Origin of the sequence: Streptomyces sp. BoleA5, assembly GCF_000373665.1 — a bacterium.
Taxonomy (GTDB): domain Bacteria; phylum Actinomycetota; class Actinomycetes; order Streptomycetales; family Streptomycetaceae; genus Actinacidiphila.
The window spans coordinates 228,726-244,741 of record NZ_KB892091.1 but is presented as its reverse complement, the minus strand read 5'-3'; the positions used below and the strand labels follow the sequence as shown (position 1 = coordinate 244,741).

The 16,016-nt window shown below is 71.5% G+C and carries 16 protein-coding genes; 4 read left to right on the top strand and 12 right to left on the bottom strand.

Going from position 1 to position 16,016, the window contains the following annotated elements; translation table 11 throughout:
- Window positions 1–10 precede the first annotated feature (10 nt).
- The 5 genes from B085_RS0105060 to B085_RS0105040 all read right to left on the bottom strand — a co-directional run bounded on the left by B085_RS0105060 (window position 11) and on the right by B085_RS0105040 (window position 4,753).
- Window positions 11–280, bottom strand: coding sequence for an SHOCT domain-containing protein (locus B085_RS0105060; RefSeq protein ID WP_018557476.1), 270 nt, complete (start codon window positions 278–280; stop codon window positions 11–13).
- Window positions 281–290: 10 nt separating this feature from the next.
- Window positions 291–998, bottom strand: a complete 708-nt coding sequence (locus B085_RS0105055) for a CBS domain-containing protein (protein ID WP_018557475.1) — start codon at window positions 996–998, stop codon at window positions 291–293.
- Between the two features lie 27 nt (window positions 999–1,025).
- Window positions 1,026–3,725, bottom strand: a complete 2,700-nt coding sequence (locus B085_RS0105050) for a bifunctional GNAT family N-acetyltransferase/acetate--CoA ligase family protein (protein ID WP_018557474.1) — start codon at window positions 3,723–3,725, stop codon at window positions 1,026–1,028.
- 537 nt (window positions 3,726–4,262) lie between these two features.
- Window positions 4,263–4,415, bottom strand: coding sequence for a hypothetical protein (locus B085_RS49135; protein ID WP_018557473.1), 153 nt, complete (start codon window positions 4,413–4,415; stop codon window positions 4,263–4,265).
- Complete coding sequence (locus tag B085_RS0105040; protein WP_018557472.1) at window positions 4,412–4,753, bottom strand: helix-turn-helix transcriptional regulator; 342 nt, start codon at window positions 4,751–4,753, stop codon at window positions 4,412–4,414. Before B085_RS0105040 ends, B085_RS49135 begins: the two co-directional genes overlap by 4 nt.
- 150 nt (window positions 4,754–4,903) lie before the next feature.
- Here B085_RS0105040 and B085_RS0105035 point away from each other — a divergent pair, with 150 nt between their 5' ends.
- Together B085_RS0105035 and B085_RS0105030 are read left to right on the top strand one after the other, a co-directional pair.
- Window positions 4,904–5,398, top strand: a complete 495-nt coding sequence (locus B085_RS0105035) for a hypothetical protein (protein WP_018557471.1) — start codon at window positions 4,904–4,906, stop codon at window positions 5,396–5,398.
- A gap of 70 nt (window positions 5,399–5,468) precedes the next feature.
- Entirely contained in the window at window positions 5,469–6,527 is a 1,059-nt protein-coding gene (locus B085_RS0105030; protein WP_018557470.1) for a TerC family protein, read from the top strand.
- 32 nt (window positions 6,528–6,559) lie between these two features.
- Here the strand turns inward: B085_RS0105030 and B085_RS0105025 are convergent, their stop codons facing one another.
- On the bottom strand, window positions 6,560–6,940 hold the full coding sequence (locus B085_RS0105025; RefSeq protein ID WP_018557469.1) for an STAS domain-containing protein: 381 nt from the start codon (window positions 6,938–6,940) through the stop codon (window positions 6,560–6,562).
- Between the two features lie 31 nt (window positions 6,941–6,971).
- On the bottom strand, window positions 6,972–7,649 hold the full coding sequence (locus B085_RS0105020) for a CBS domain-containing protein (protein ID WP_018557468.1): 678 nt from the start codon (window positions 7,647–7,649) through the stop codon (window positions 6,972–6,974).
- A gap of 226 nt (window positions 7,650–7,875) precedes the next feature.
- Between B085_RS0105020 and B085_RS0105015 the strand changes: the two genes are divergently transcribed.
- Together B085_RS0105015 and B085_RS0105010 are read left to right on the top strand one after the other, a co-directional pair.
- Window positions 7,876–8,757: a universal stress protein gene (locus tag B085_RS0105015; RefSeq protein WP_026250690.1), complete on the top strand. Its 882-nt coding sequence runs from the start codon at window positions 7,876–7,878 to the stop codon at window positions 8,755–8,757.
- Window positions 8,758–8,901: 144 nt separating this feature from the next.
- On the top strand, window positions 8,902–11,301 hold the full coding sequence (locus tag B085_RS0105010; protein ID WP_018557466.1) for a glycoside hydrolase family 65 protein: 2,400 nt from the start codon (window positions 8,902–8,904) through the stop codon (window positions 11,299–11,301).
- 42 nt (window positions 11,302–11,343) lie between these two features.
- Here the strand turns inward: B085_RS0105010 and B085_RS0105005 are convergent, their stop codons facing one another.
- The 5 genes from B085_RS0105005 to B085_RS0104985 are packed head-to-tail and all read right to left on the bottom strand — an operon-like array spanning window position 11,344 to window position 15,946.
- Window positions 11,344–12,708, bottom strand: coding sequence for a Ni/Fe hydrogenase subunit alpha (locus B085_RS0105005; protein WP_018557465.1), 1,365 nt, complete (start codon window positions 12,706–12,708; stop codon window positions 11,344–11,346).
- Window positions 12,705–13,496: an oxidoreductase gene (locus B085_RS0105000; protein ID WP_026250689.1), complete on the bottom strand. Its 792-nt coding sequence runs from the start codon at window positions 13,494–13,496 to the stop codon at window positions 12,705–12,707. The genes B085_RS0105005 and B085_RS0105000 overlap by 4 nt, the downstream gene beginning before the upstream one ends.
- Before the next feature lies 1 nt (window position 13,497).
- Window positions 13,498–14,307 (bottom strand): FAD/NAD(P)-binding protein, encoded by an 810-nt coding sequence (locus B085_RS0104995; protein ID WP_018557463.1) that lies wholly within the window; start codon window positions 14,305–14,307, stop codon window positions 13,498–13,500.
- Entirely contained in the window at window positions 14,304–14,759 is a 456-nt protein-coding gene (locus tag B085_RS0104990; RefSeq protein WP_018557462.1) for a cyclic nucleotide-binding domain-containing protein, read from the bottom strand. Before B085_RS0104990 ends, B085_RS0104995 begins: the two co-directional genes overlap by 4 nt.
- 17 nt (window positions 14,760–14,776) lie before the next feature.
- Window positions 14,777–15,946 (bottom strand): 4Fe-4S dicluster domain-containing protein, encoded by a 1,170-nt coding sequence (locus tag B085_RS0104985; RefSeq protein WP_018557461.1) that lies wholly within the window; start codon window positions 15,944–15,946, stop codon window positions 14,777–14,779.
- Window positions 15,947–16,016 lie beyond the last annotated feature (70 nt).

The following is a 16,016-nucleotide window of genomic DNA, read 5'->3' as shown; positions in this document are numbered from 1 at the left end:
TCTTGTTCGGTCACTGCGATCCCTGCCGGTGCCCGGTGGCCTGTTCCAGTACCTGCAGCCTGCGCCGGTACTCCTCGTCGTCGATCTCGCCGCGGGCGTACCGCTCCGCAAGCAGCTCCCGCGGACTCGGGTCACGCCGGTCGGCAGCCCGGCCGGGACCGCCGTCGGCGGTGCGCCGTAGCAGCACCGCCACAGCCAGGCCGACGAGGACCAGCAGCACCAGCCAGCCGAGCGACATCAGAGCCCAGCCCCAGCCGTTCATGTGGTCGTAGACGAACATGGCGTCCTCCTCACAAGGTGTGCAGCCGGTCGCCGGCCGCGGGCTCGACGGGCCGCTGGTGCGTGTCGTCGAGCCGGTAGGTGAGCCGGTTCACCACGGCGACCACGCCGTCGATCCGGCGGGTCAGCCCCTCGGCGACCGAGATCTCACTACGACGCTCCAGGCGGCCCTCAAGGGTGACCACCCCGTGGTGGACGCTCACCCCCATCGCGTGCGGGGCCAGCCACAGCGTGCGGACGACGACATCGTCGATGATCTCGGCGCGGATGTCGGGGTCCGGACGGAGGAACACCTGCAGCAGGTCGCCGCGGGTGACGATACCGACGAGACGGTCCTCGTCGTCGACCACCGGCAACCGGTTGACGCGGTGTTCCGCCATGGTGCGGCCGGCGACGGCGATGGATTCGCCCGCGCTGACGGTGACAGCCGGGCTGGACATCAGCTGCGCCGCTGTCCGAGCACGGGCGCGGGCGGCGTTCCGGCGGCCGGTGGGGGACAGCGCCGGCAGACGCCGCCTCGTGCCGTCCTGCCGGGATGCCTGGCGCAGCATCAGGTCGGTCTCGGAGACCACCCCGAGGACCTTGTCATCGTCGTCGACCACGGGCAGACCGCTGATCCGGTGCCGTGCGAACAATGCGACGACGTCCTTGAACGGGACTCCCTCACGGACGCTGACGACGTCCGCCGTCATCACGTGCCCGGTCTGGCGGTGCTTCATCGTCGTCTCCTCCTCGCCGAGGCCGCGTTACCGCAACCGGCGCAGGTACGGGTCGTGGGCGTGCCGTGGCAGCACGCGGACGCGGATGTCGAGGGCCTCCACGCCGTCCGGACGTGCGACCACGGGATTGAGGTCGGCCTCGGCGAGCTGCGGCAGGTCGGACGCCATCGCCGACAGCCGCAGCAGCAGTTGCTCGAGCCCTTCCAAATCGACCGCCGCGCCGCCGCGGTGACCGAACAGCAGCGGTGCGCACCGCGGCGCGGTGATCAGGTCGTGGACGTCGAGGTCGGTGAGCGGAGCCAGGCGCGCGGCGTGGTCGGCCAGGACCTCGGTGGCGGTGCCACCGAGGCCGAACAGGACCAGCGGCCCGAACACCTCGTCCTGTACGACGCCCGCGAACAACTCGGTGCCCCGGGCCGCCATCGGCTGCACCAGCACGCCAGTCAGCACCTCGCCGAAACGTCCGGTCAGCTCGCGGTATCCGGCGCGGACCTGCTCCTCGCCCTGGAGATCGAGCAGGACCGCCCCGTGCTCGCTCTTGTGGACCAGCCCCGGCCAGTGGGCCTTCAGTACCACCCGTCCGCCGGGCCCGGCGAGCCGCGCCGCGGCGTCCACGGACGCCTGCTCGTGCTCCGCCCAGGCCTGCGGCACGCGGAAGATCCCGTAACAATCGAGCAGCTCCCCGCAGGCGCGCGGGTCGAGCCAGCCCCCGTCGGGGCGTTCGGCGAGGAAAGCCTCCACCAGGGCCCGCGCGGCGGCCGGGTCGGTGCCCTTCAGGACGGGGACGGTGCCCTGCGGCCGGGCCAGTCGGCGGGCGCGCGTTGCCGCGTGTGCCAGTGCCTGCGCCGCGGCCCGCGGATCGCTGTAGGCGGGCACCACCCGACCGCCGGCGGTGTGCAGCAGGCGTACGCCCTCGGGCTGGTCGAGCAGGACCGCGGCGACCGTCCCCGACCGTTGGGCGGGCTCGGCGCGGGTGAGGGCCCGTACCGGGTCGTCGCCGGTCGCCGCCGCCAAGGCGGTGGGGACGAGGACCAGCAGGACGGCGTCCACAGCGGCGTGGCCGGCGAGCCGGTCCACACAGGCACGCAGCGCGCTTTCACTCACCGCGGCGGTCGTGTCCACGGGATTGACCGCGCTCGCCCCTGGGGGCAGCAGATCGAGCAGTTCACGGGTCAGAGAGTGCGGCAGTACCGGCACCGTCAGGCCCGCCTCCTGGCAGGCGTCAGCCGCCAGCACCCCGGCGCCGCCCGCGTTGGACACCACGGAGACGCGGGTGCCGGCCGGCAGAGGTTGGGAGTGCAGGAGCGCGGCGGTCTCCAGGAGTTCGCCGATCGTGCGTGTCGCGATGATGCCTGCCTGGGCGAACAGCGCCTGCCGGGTCATCGTCGGTGTCGCGGCGGCGGCCGTGTGCGAGGCCGCGGCACGCCGTCCGGCCGCGGAGCGGCCCGCGTCGACGGTCAGGACGGGCATGACGCGTGCCACCCGGCGGGCGGTGCGGGAGAAGGCCCGCGGGTTGCCGAAGGACTCCAGGTGCAGCAGCGCCATGTCGGTCCGGCCGTCGCCCTCCCACCACTGCAGCAGGTCGTTGCCGCTGACGTCGTACTTGTCGCCGAGCGAGACGAATTCCGATACGCCGATGCCGAGCCGCGTCAGCCCGCCGAGCAGCGCGATGCCCACCCCGCCCGACTGCACGGCGACCCCGGCCGTGCCGGGCAGCGGCCGATGCGCGGCGAAGGTGGCATCCAGCCGTACGTCGTCTGCGGTGTTGGCGATGCCCAGGCAGTTCGGCCCCACCAGACGCATGCCGTGACGGCGGCAGGCGCCCAGCAGCGCCACGGCCTCGCCCGAGTCCAGTCCCGAGGTGACGACGACCAGTGCGCGCACCCCCGCGGCACCGCACTGCCGTGCCACCTCGGGTACCGCGGCGGCCGGGACGGCGAGAACCGCCAGCTCGGGAACCTGCGGCAGCTCGGCCAGGGTCGGGTACGCGGGGACGTTCTCAATGGCGCCGGCGTGCGGGTTGACCGCGTACAGGGGGCCGGTGAAGCCGCCCCGGCGCATGTTGCGCAGGATTGCCCGACCGATCGAAGACGGTTTGGTGCCGGCGCCGATGACCACCACCGAGCGCGGGCGCAGGAGCGGCCGCATGCTGGCCGTGTCGGCGCCGCGGCCCCGTTCGTCGCACGCTGCCAGGTACCGCTCGTCGGGGTCGAGGCGGATCGTGCAGTGCACGTCCGGGCCGTCGAAGTGGCGCGCGGTCCGCAGCCCCAGATCAGCGAAGACCTTGAGCATCGTGTGGTTTTCTGCGAGAGCATCGGCGTCGAACACCTTGATGCCCTCGGCGCGGGCCGCGTGCACCAGGTGTTCCAGCAGCAGAGTCCCGATGCCCGTGTGGTGGACGTCGTCGCTGACGGCCAGCGCTACGTCGGCCGCCGCGGGGTCCTGACCGGTGGCGTACTCGGCGACACCGACCAGCCGATCCCCGAGAATCGCGAGCAGGGTCAGCCGGCCCGGCCGGGCCGGCTCGCGAAGACGGTCGGCGGCGAGCCGCCCTGAGCGCCGGCCCACGCAGAAGAACCGCAGCCGCAGGTTGTCCGCCGACATGTGCGCGTACAGGTCCTGCACCCGGTCGTGGTCGTCCGGCCCGGCGGCCCGGATCTCCACGGTCCTGCCGTCCACCAGCAGTGCATGGGCCGGTCGCGGGTGGCGCAGCGCCGTGTCCGTCATCGCTGTTTCCTCTCCTTGGCTCACCTCCACGATCGGGCGGCCGCCGAGACACTCCCAGGGGTCCGCCGGGGCCAGGCTAGGGCCGATGGGCCCTCATTTTGTCGAGCGGTAGTGGGCAGTGCAGTGAAGTCATTTGTCGATGAGTCTGGGAGGCGCTGGGGTTCTTGCGAGGGCAGCATCGAGGCGCTCCTGGTGAAAGGTGCTGGTCATGCCGCGGATGTCGACGGTCGAGTTGTACCCGGCGACCCGGCGTGACCACCGCGGCGGTACTTCTCGATGGTCCGGGCGCGCTCCGAGACCCGGGGCAGCGGGGCGGCGTACGCGGCCGTCAGCATCTCCTCCGCCGAGGTGGGACGCGGGAGCGCATACGCACGACGTTACGGTCCGCCCCGGCCCCAGCCACGCAGGAACGACCCCGCCCAGGGCCGGGAACGACCGCCTCCGGGGAGGATGCTTCGTGCTGCACGACGTGAACGGCGAGGCCCGGGCCCGGGAGCCGGTCGCCGCCCTCTACGGCGATCACGCCCCCTGGGCAAGCTACCCGCGCAGCTCACAGAGGACATCGGGGCTGCCGATACGGACCGGCTGCTCCAGCAGCCCGTCGATCCGGGCATCGCCCCCGTCACCCACCGTGTCGACGACGCCCGCGAGGACCTCGCGTACCCCAGGCGGCAGCGACTCCCGTGTCACCGCGTCGCCGCCTCCGCCTCGGGTGGCCCGTCCGGGATCTCCTCGCGGCGCAGGAAGGTGCCAAGGAGGTCACCCACGGGATGGTCGGCCTCGGACGGGTGGCGCAGCGCGACGGTCGGGTCGATGGTGTAGCGGTTGCGGCGCCCGACCCGGGTCCGGGTCAGATACCCGGCCGCCTCCAGGTCCGCGACGATGATCTGCACCGCCCGCTCGGTGATCCCGATCCCGGCGGCGACGTCCCGCAGCCGGACCTCCGGGTCGCGGGCCAGCCACAGCAGCACCCTTGCGTGATTGGTCAGGAACGTCCACTGGTCGCCGCGTGCCGATGAGCTGCTCATGACCTCAATCATACGAAGTCCGGTTCGCATATTCATCCCCTCGCGCGAACCTTTATTGGCGAAAAGTTTTTCGCGTAACTGTTGACGCATGTCCGGTTCGCGAGTGACGCTGGAGGGGATTCCTCCCGGTAAGGAAGGCGGGTAAGTGCCATGACCGGACTGCGCTCCCACCCCGTACGCGACAGCGCTCCCCGCCCCGGTCGGGCGGGACTGGTCCAGCCGGTGGCGGCCGTGCTGACCGACCGCATCGACGATGTGGCGGTGGCCGGGGCCGCAGCGCGGATGGCGCTGGCCCGCCGCGTGCCGTTGCTGCTGATCGCCGTCATGCCCCCGCACGTCGGGCGTTCCTCCCTCGGTCCGGCCTCCGCGTCGGTGCAGGCGGTCCTCGCCCGGGTCATGCCCAAGGTCGGCCTGCACGCCACCGGCTACATCCCCGAGGTGTTCCACCTGCCTCCAGGCAACGGGTCGCGGCTGGCGGCGGCGAAGGAGCTGCTGGCGCTGACGACCCGGCACCGGGCCCCGGACGTGGTGGCCGCCCGCCGCGCGCCCCACGGGCTCGACGCGCACGCCTTGATCGAGGCCGCGGCCCTGCGCGGCGGCCCCTACGTCCACGGCATCGCCCCAGCCGCCTGGGTTCCTCTGTGATCGCCCTCGCCGTGTCCGCGCCGCCCGCGGGTGACCTGCCGTCCGGCCCTTGGAGAGGAAACGCTTCGCGATGAATGACCTGTCGTTCGCCGTCCCACTGTGGGCGTGGGCCGCCGTCACCGGCGGCATCTGCGTGATGCTCGCCGTCGACCTGATCGCCCACCGCGACAACCACGTCATCGGCTTCAAAGAGGCGGCGATCTGGAGCAGCATCTGGATCGCCATCGGCCTGGGATTCGGCCTCATCCTGTGGGCGTGGCAGGGCGGGGAGGTGTCTTCCACCTACTACGCCGGCTACCTGATTGAAAAGGCCCTGTCGATCGACAACGTCTTCGTCTTCGCGCTGGTCTTCTCCTTCTTCGCCGTCCCAGACGACTACCAGCACAAAGTCCTGTTCTGGGGCGTCCTCGGCGCACTCGTGGCCCGGCTGGTGTTCATCTTCGTCGGCGCCGAACTGCTCAAGGTGTTCTTCTGGACCGCCTACCTCTTCGGCGCGTTCCTGATCTGGACCGGCTGGAAGATGGCCGTCTCCAAGGACGAGGAAGTCCACCCCGACCGCAACCCGATCGTCCGCCTGGTCAAGAAGCTGATCCCCACCGACCCAACGTTCCACGGCGACAGGTTCTTCACCCGCGTCAGCGGCAAGCGCGTGGCCACGCTGCTTTTCGTGGTCCTGGTCGCTGTCGAGGCCACCGACCTGATCTTCGCTGTCGACTCCGTCGCTGCCGTCCTGGCGATCACCACCAGCACCTTCCTGGTGTGGACCGCCAACGCCTTCGCCGTCCTCGGCCTGCGCAGCCTCTACTTCTGCCTCGCCGGACTGCTGCGCCGTTTCGCCTACCTCCACTACGGCCTGGCGGTCCTCCTGGCCTTCGCCGGCGTCAAGCTCATCCTGTCCGAGACCCCTGTCGGCAAGCTCCCCATCCCGCTCACCCTCGGCGTCATCACCGTCACGATCAGCGTCTCCATCGCCTGGTCGCTGATCGCCACCCGAAACCACACCGCGGACGGCGACGATCAGCCAGCCGCGACCCGGACCGGGGCCGGTCCCGCCCACGGCAGCGACAAGACGGCCCCCGCACCCCATCAGCCCGCAACCCGCGGCACACACGAAAAGGAATCGCCCTGACCACGTCCCACACCCCCCGACCGATCATCGCGTCAGCGGCACCCGGACTCGGGGTCCCGGGAGAGGGGCAGAGCGCCGGCGAGATCGTTGTGAAGGTCGAAGGCGTGGGCCAGGTTCGCCAGCCGCAGGAGTCGCGGCATCCACCCCTCGCCCGTGACGAGCGACAGCCTTCCGTCACGTTCTGTGACGAGGCGCCGTGCCCGGCACAGGGCACTCAGCCCACTGCAGTCCATGAAGGTGACGTTGCGCAGGTCCACGACCACATGTGGATGCGGCCCCACGGCCAGCGCTTCGAGCCGCGTGACCAGCAGCGGTGCCGTGACGACGTCGACTTCCCCGGATACCTCCAGGACGAGGACACCGTCCACGGCCTGCTCCCGCAGTCCGTCCTCATGCTCTCCGCGGTCGCACATGACCGAACCGCTCTCACCACGGCCGCAGGGGTCAGCGGTGCGCGGGGGCCGGCCGGACGGTGTCGTCGGCCTTGTAGCCCAGGTGGGCCTCGACGCCGACGACGCCGTCCACGCCGCGGCAGAGCTCCGTGACGACCGGCACGAGGCTGCGGCGGTCCACCACGCCCTCGAGGGTGACCTTCCCGTCGGCCACCTGGACGGCGACGGCGCCCGGGGCGAGTCCGAGTGTCCTCACCAGCAGCTCGCCGGTGATCTCCTCACGGATGGCGCGGTCCCTGCGGAGGAAGAGCCGGAGCAGGTCGGCGCGGCTGACCACCCCCACCAGCCGGCCCGTCTCGTCGACCACGGGCAGCCGCTTGACCCCTCGGCGCTCCATGACCCTGGCCGCCTCGACCACGGACCACTCGGGTCGTGCAACGACCGGCGGGCTGCTCATCAGGCCCTCCGCGGTGGTGGCAGTGATGCGGGCGCGGTCGTCCGGCCGCGGGTGGCGGGCCTGCAGCAGGCCGGTCGGGTCCGGCTGCCCCGCTTCCTTGCGCAGCAGGTCCGCCTCGGACACCACGCCCACCGGGCGGTTCCCTTCGTCCACGACGGGGAGGGCGGTGACGTCGTGTTCGGCGAGCAGCTTCGCGATCTCCTTGAACGGCGTGTCCGGCCGTACCGATACGACCGCCTTGGTCATCAGATCGCCGACGTTGCGGTGGTACATCGTCCCCGCCTCCTGCACGGTTGTCTCAGGCCATGCCCGCCGCCGGCGGGCTTCGCCTCGTCCGGTCCCACTGTCGGCCGATTCCACCCTGACCCGCATGGGCCGGTGGGGCCACCGCCACGGCCGGGCGTCCCTCTGGTCGGGCCGATCGGCCCATGCGCGCACGGGTCTGCACTCGGCAGTGTCGTCAATACAGCAGCCGCAACAATGAGAGGCGGTGGAGGCCATGACGCTTCCCCTGGTCGTGGGTACCGACGGATCGGACGCCGCCCTGAAGGCGGTCGACTGGGCCGCGGATGAGGCTGCCGTGCGGGGAGTGCCGCTGCGGATCGTGTACGCCTCCCTGTGGGAGCGGTACGAGGGACGGGCACCCTCCTTCACCCGGGAACCTCCTGAAGGGCAGATCCTCGCCCAGCACATCGCGAGCTCCGCGGAGGAGCGGGCCCGCTTGCGGCAGCCGGGCCTTGAGATGACGGCCGAGGTCCTCACCGAGGACACTCAGTACGCGCTGCTGCGTGAGGGAAACCACGCCACCGCACTGGTGGTGGGCCACCGCGGCCGCGGCGACATGGCGGGCCTGCTGCTGGGATCGGTCAGCCTGACCCTGGCCGGCCGTGCGCAGTGCCCGGTGGTCGTGGTGAGGGGCGACCGCGAAGAACAGGGAACCAAGGACGAGCAGGGATGGATCGTTCTCGGTGTAGGACCGGACGAGAACTCCGCTGCGGCTATCGAGTTCGCCTTCCACGAGGCGGAGCTGCGCGGATGCGGCGTGCGGGCCGTCCACGCCTGGCGTATGCCGCCGGGCGAAGGAGCCGAATGGACCGGCTACGAGGACGAGGCCGTCAAGGCACACCATCGCCGTGCCGAAGAACATCTCGACCAGGCCCTGCGCGCCGCGGCGACCGCCCGCCCCGGCGTCCGCTACCGACGGTACGCAGGCGAGGGCCACGCCAGAAAGGTCCTGCTTGCCACGCTGGACGACGCGGATCTGCTGGTCGTAGGTGCCCGCCGCCGAAACAACCCGTTCGGTCTCCAGCTCGGCCCGGTCAATCACGCGATGCTGCACCACGCGCCGTGTCCGGTGGCCGTCGTTCCTCAGCCCACCTGATTCCGCGAGGGAGCGCCTGCCCCGCCCCCCGGGGCCGGGCAGCGCATCCGGGGAAGGCTCGTGTGGCAGACATTCCGCCCGACCCGGCGCAGGAAAGGCGTGCAGCGACCTTGCCCGGCCACCGGGTACCAGAAAGGGTGACGGATGGGGGAGTGGACCTGGTCGTACGAGGGCTACGACCCCGCCGAGGAGCGTCTGCGCGAGGCACTGTGCACCCTGGGCAACGGCTACTTCGCCACCCGCGGCGCCGCCCCGGAGACCGTCGCCGGCCCCCACCACTACCCCGGCACCTACGCGGCCGGCTGCTACAACCGGCTCCACTCCGCCGTCGCCGGGCGGAAGGTCGCCAACGAGGACATGGTCAACCTGCCCAACTGGCTGCTGCTGCGGTTCAGGCTCCGGGACGGCGGGGCGTGGTTCACCCCCGACGACGGCTCGCTGCTGGAGCACCGGCAGGACCTCGACCTCCGACACGCCACCCTGACCCGGACGTTCCGGCTGCGCGACCCGCGCGGACGGATCCTCGCCGTCGAGCAGACCCGGCTGGTGCACATGCACGACCCGCACATCGCGGCATTGCGCACCGTCTTCCGCGCGGAGGGCGACTGGTCGGGGGACGTGGAGGTGGAGTCCGCGCTCGACGGCGACGTGTGCAACGCGGGTGTCGCCCGCTACCGGGACCTGAACGGCCGTCACCTCACCCGGATGCACACCGGCACCTCGGAACCCGACACGGTCTGGCTGCGGTGCCGTACGACCACCTCCGACATCCGCATCGCGCTCGCCGCCCGCACCCGTGCCACGACAGGCCCTGCGGCGTCACGCTCCCTGGAAACGGGGGAGCGCACCGTGGTCCACCGGCTGACCGTCCCCGTGCGGCCGGACCGGCCGGCGGTCGTCGAGAAGACGGTCGCCCTGCACACCTCCCGGGACCCGGCGATCAGCGACCCGCTGCACGCCGCCCTCGACCGGGTCGAACGGGCCCCGGACTTCGCCGGCCTCCTCGACTCGCACTCCGCCGCCTGGGAGCGGCTGTGGCGCCGCGCCGGCCTGGACGTCCCCGGCGAAGCCGGCCGGATCCTGCGGCTGCACGCCTTCCACGTTCTGCAGACCCTCTCCCCGCACTCCGCCGAACTCGACGTGGGCGTGCCTGCCAGGGGACTGCACGGCGAGGCCTACCGCGGCCACGTGTTCTGGGACGAACTGTTCGTCCTGCCCTACCTCGACCTGCACTTCCCCGAGGTGTCCCGGTCACTGCTGGAGTACCGCCACCGCCGCCTGGAGGAGGCGTGCCGGGCGGCGGAACAGGCCGGGTACGCCGGGGCGATGTACCCCTGGCAGAGCGGCAGCGACGGACGCGAGGAGACCCAGACGCTCCACCTCAACCCGCGCTCGGGACGCTGGCTGCCCGATCACACCAGGCTCCAGCACCACGTCGGCTCCGCCGTTGCCTACAACATCTGGCGGTACGGGCAGGCCACCGGCGACACGGAGTTCCTGTACACCAAGGGCGCCGAGATGCTGCTGCAGATCGCCCGCTTCTGGGCATCCTCCGCCACCTGGGATCCGCAGTGCGATGGCACCGGCCGGTACCGCATCCGCGGTGTCGTCGGGCCCGACGAGTACCACGACGCCTACCCCGGCTCCGCGACGCCCGGCGTCGACGACAACGCGTACACCAACGTCACCGCCGCGTGGGTGCTCACCCGGGCCGTGCACCTATGGCGCATGCTGCCCGCCCCGCGTCGCGAGGAACTGAGCGAGCGCACGGGCCTGGGCGCGGAGGAGACCGACCGCTGGGAGGACGTCTCACGCAAGCTGTACGTCCCCCGCCACGCCGGTGTGATCAGCCAGTTCGCCGGGTACGACGAGCTCGACGAACTGGACTGGGCGGGCTATCGCGCACGGTACGGGGACATCCGCCGGCTGGACCGGATCCTGGAGGCCGAGGGGGACTCCGTCAACCGCTACCAGGCGTCCAAACAGGCCGACGTCCTCATGCTGGGCTACCTCTTCCCGCCCACCGAACTGCGCGGCCTCTTCGAACGGCTGGGGTACGGGCTTGACGAGGGCACCTGGCGCTCGACAGTCGACTACTACCTGCGGCGCACCAGCCACGGATCCACCCTCAGCAAAGTGGTGCACGCCTGGGTACTGGCCCGGGCCCACCGGGCCGACGCCTGGGCGTATGCGCAGGAGGCCCTGCTGGGCGACGTCACCGACCTCCAGGGAGGCACCACCGGGGAAGGCATCCATCTGGGCGCCATGGCCGGCACCCTCGACCTCGTCCAGCGCGGCCTGACCGGCCTGGAAGCCCGCGAGGACGCCCTGTGGCTCGATCCGGCGCCGCTGCCGCAGCTGTCGCGCTTCGCCCTGACGGTCCGCTACCGCGGCCACTGGGGCGTACGCATCCACGTCGACGCCACCCATGTCAGCATCACCGTCCCTGCCTCCGACGCGGCACCCGTCCGCGTCCACCTGGACGGCCGGACCTGGTCCATCCCACCGGGCCGCTTCCGGCTGCTCGACCTGCCGGCCCGATGAAACGGCGAGGCGACAAGAGGCCGGGAAGGCGCGAAACCCTCTTCACGGGCCGCAGGAGCGAGCGATGTCCACGTCCAGGAAGTGTGCCGAGCAGGAGATGCACGGATCGTGGTTGCGGATGACGCGTTCGCACAGACGGGCCAGCGCGTCGTCAGGGACATCGCCGCGTTCCAGTTCCCTCTCCACGAGGCGGCGGAGGTCGTCCTCGATGGCTCCTTGGTTCTGGGCGGTCGGCGGCACGATACGTGCGTCCGTGACACGACCATCGCCGTCGATCGCATAGCGGTGGTACAGCAGTCCGCGGGGTGCTTCGGTGGCGCCGTGCCCCACCGCGGGTCGTGGCGGCACATCCTCGCAGGGCCGCGGGGGTGGTTCGTAGCCGTCGATGATGCGCAGGGCCTCCTCCACGGCGTACAGGACCTCCACGGCGCGCACGATGATGCTGCGGTACGGGTTCGGAGGGGAGCCGGCGCCGGTGAGCAGAGGTGGTTCCGCCAGCCCGGCCTCCCGGGTCGCCTGAAGGGCCAGGGGCGACAGAAGGTGGCCGCTGACGGCGTAGCGGGCCAAGGAGCCGGTGAGTTGCCGGCGGCCGTCCAGCCGTGAATGGAGCGCCGTGGAGTGCGGGACCTGCTCCTCGACGACGTGGGTGCAGAAGTCGGCGACGGGGAAGTCACGCGTCGCCGCCGCGCCGGAGCGCATGACGGTGGGCACTCCGGACTCGATGGCGTACGTGTCAGGTTCGGCGAGGGCGAACAGGTCGGCGTCGCATTCGGCGTCGGGGAAGTCGAAGCCCGCCACCCATCGCACGGTGTCCCACGCGTCGTCGAGGGCGACCCGCAGCCTTTCCGCGAGGGGGCGGAGTTCGGCACGCGTGGGGGTGCGGTGGAAACCGCCGAGCCGGACGTTGACGGGATGGATGGAGCGCCCGCCGAGCAGCTCCATCACGGCGTTGCCGGTCTGCTTCAGCCGCAGGCCGCGCTCGACGTGCTGCCGGTGGTCGCGGGCCAGGCCGATGACGTCGTCATGGCCGAGGAAGTCCGGTGCGTGCAGGAGATGGATGTGCAGGGTCTGGCTCTCGATCCACTCACCGCAGTAGAGCAGACGTCTGAGTGCGGCCAACTGGCCGTCGACGGTCACCCCGCACGCGTCCTCGACGGCCCTGCACGCCGTCAGTTGGTAGGCGACGGGACAGATCCCGCAGATGCGGGAGGTGAGGTCGGGCGGCTCGGTGTGCGCGCGGCCCCGCAGGAAGGCCTCGAAGAACCGTGGCGGTTCGTAGATCGCGAGCTGGGCTCGGGCGACCGTGCCCTGGCGGAGCAGGAGGCGCAGGGCTGCCTGGCCTTCGATGCGCGCGAGCGCGGGAAGCCGCAGGACGCGTGACCCGTCGCCGGCATCGCTCACGTTCATCGCTGGTCCTCCTCTTGGACCTTGGCGAACGCGGTGACGTTGAAGGTGTGCAGGAGGCGTCCGGCGTCCTCGTCGCTCAGGCCGTCGCGCCGCAGGAGCGGGATGAGCGCGGGGAGGTTCGTCGTGCCGGCGGGACCGAAGCACCCGTAGCAGCCACGTCCGTAGGCCGGGCAGAGGGCGCCGCAACCGGCGTGGGTGGCGGGACCCAGACAGGGCGTGCCGTGGGCGACTACGACGCACACGGTGCCACGCCTCTTGCACGAGAAGCACACGCTGTGGTTGGGGATGTCCGGCTTGCGGCCGGAGAGGAAGGCGGTGATGACCTCGAGAAGCTGACCACGGTCGATGGGGCACCCGCGCAGCTCGAAGTCGACCCTCACATGAGCGGAGATCGCAGTGGAGGTGGCGAGGGTGGCGATGTAGTCGGGGCGGGCGTAGACCGCTGTCAGGTACTCCGTGGCGTCCGCGTAGTTCCGCAGCGCCTGGACGCCGCCCGCGGTGGCGCAGGCGCCGATGGTGACGAGGTGACGCGATTCGGCACGGACACGCCGGATGCGGGCCGCGTCCTCGGGGGTGCTCACCGATCCTTCGACCAGTGCGAGGTCGTACGGCCCCGGCCCGACGTCACCGGAGGCTTCCAGGAAGTGGGCGATCTCCATTTCGTGGGCCAGGCCCAGAAGTTCGTCCTCGCAGTCCAGGAGTGTCAGCTGACAGCCGTCGCAGGAGGCGAACTTGAACACTCCCAGTCGTGGGCGGGAGGGCCTTTCCGGGGCGGTGGAGGAGGTCATGTCACAGTTCCCGTACGGCGAGCAGCGGTCGGGCCAGGTCGTACGAAACGACGGGTCCGTCACGGCAGAGCAGCAGGGGGCCGAGTTGGCAATGACCGCAGTGACCGGTGGCGCATCGCATGTTCCGCTCCAGGGAGATCTGTACGCGGTCGGGACGTACGCCGAGGTGGATCAGCCGGCGGGCGGTGGCGCGGATCATGACCTCGGGGCCGCAGACGAACGCCGCGGTGTCATCCGGCGTGAACCGGGCCTCACCGAGCAGTCGGGTGACGAACCCGACCCGGCCTCTCCAGTCCGGAGTGGGCCGGTCGACGGTGACCGCTGCGAAAGGCTGCTGCCACTCGGGTAGCTCGTCCTGGTAGAGCAGATCCTGCGGGGTCCGGGCACCCATCAGGACGTTCAGCCGGCCGTAGGCCTGCGGGCGGGACAGGACGGTGTGGACCAGTGGACGCAGGGGGGCCAGTCCGATCCCCCCGGCCACGACGAGCAGGTCGTGGCCGAGCGCGGCCGTCGTGTCCCAGCCGGTGCCGAATGGTCCGCGCAGGCCGACCGTCGCCCCCACGGTGGCACGGCACAGTGCGGCGGACACCGCCCCGACGGACCGGACGGTGAGCGAGAGGCGTCCTCCGGCGGTCATGCGTGACACCGAGACGGGGATCTCACCCACGGCGAACGCATAGACCATGGCGAACTGGCCGGGAGCGAAAGGCGGGAGTGCCGTCGAGACCGGAGCCAGTTCGACGGTGACCGTGTCGCAGGTGTCGCGACGCCGGCCGACGACACGGTGGGGGAGGGGTACGACGTCGCTCATGTCCCCGGCCCGCTTCCCCGCGGGCCGTACAGGTCGAGCAGCCGGTCGCGCGTCGCGCGCAGCCGGTGCCCGATCGTCTGGGCGACCAGGGTGACCAGCGCCATTCCGAAAGCCGGCTGCTCGGCGCACAATCCGCGGACGGCCGCGGCGTCGAACTGCCAAGCCGTAACGGCCTCCCGGGTCTCCGCACCGAGATGCCACCGACGGGGCGGGCACAGCCACGACCAGCCGAGAAGTGATCCGCTGTCCAGGGTTTCGACGACGTCCCGGCCGCGGCCGGGGTTCTGCACGTCCAGTGCGACGCTGCCCGTACGGATGATCCAGAAGCGGTCCGCCGGCTCGTCCTCCTCGAAGATCCGCACCGCCGTCGGGAAGGCCACCTCCTCGGCGAGGGCCATGAGCCGGTCCCGGTGCTCGGCCGGGAGGGCGGCGAGGATGCCCTTGGTCTCCATGGGGCGCGCTTGTGGGGTCACCGAAGGCTCTCCGTGCCCGTGGCCTCCTCGTGCAGGGCGCGTGCTTCCACCGTGAGGTCGATTCCGGTGGGGCACCAGACGATGCACCTGCCGCAGCCCACGCAGCCGGAGCTGCCGAACTGGTCGTGCCAGGTTCCGAGTTTGTGGGTCAGCCACTGCCGGTAGCGGCTGCGCGCCGATTCGCGCACGGGGACGCCGTGCAGTGCCGAGAAGTCCAAGTCGTAGCAGGAGTCCCAGCGTCGCCACCGCTCGGCGTGGTCACCGGTGAGGTCCGAGACGTCCTCGGTGGTCGTGCAAAAGCAGGTGGGGCAGACCATGGTGCAGTTGCCGCAGCTCAGGCAGCGGGAGGTGACATCGTCCCACCGGTCGGCCTCCAGGTTGTCGCGCATCAGGGTACGCAGGTCCACTGCGGGCATGCTCCTGCCCATGCGCTGGGCCGCGCTGCCGACCGCGTCCGCGGCGGCGCGTCTTGTCGCGTCATCGGCGGGGCGCCGGGGGAGCTCGGCGAGCACGGCGGCGCCTTCCGCGCTTCCGCTGCGGCACAGCAGGCGGTGGCCGTCGGCGTCCAGCACTTCGGTCAGCGCGAGGTCGTACCCCTCGTCCACGGCGGGCCCCGCGCCCATGGAGACGCAGAAGCACGTGGCCCCGGGCTCGGTGCACTCCACCGCGATGAGGAAGGCCCCGGTACGGCGCGAACCGTAGGCGGGATCGCGGTGGCGGCCGCCGGTCAGCACGCGGTCCAGGATCCGGATCGCCCGCAGGTCGCAGGGACGGACACCGAGGAACGCGTAGGAGACGGGGTCAGGCGTCTCCTCCTGTACGGTCAGCTCCCCCTCAGGACCGCGGTCCGCGCTCCACTGGCGTACTCGCTCCGGGTGCAGAAACGACTTCCACGACTGCGGGCCCGCACTGTGCGCGAAAGCCGCCGTGTCCGCGCGCCTGCGGATCCGGTACCGGCCCGCCTCCAGTTCGACCCCCCACCCGTGCGGCAGTTCCGCGGCGGACTCCAGCTCGGCCAGCACAATGGCGCCGTCCCGGACCGTGGGGCCGACCACGGTCCGGCCACGCCGCCGGAGCACCCGCACCAGGGTCTCCAGGCCGTCCCGGTCCAGCACGGCTTCCGCGGCCTCGTAGGTGAGTGCTCCGGTGTTTCCAGGTTCCGTCATGTCGTCCCTCAGTCCGCGCTCCGGGCCGGGGAGGGTGGCTCGGAGCAGCCGGTGTCCACTGCACCACGGG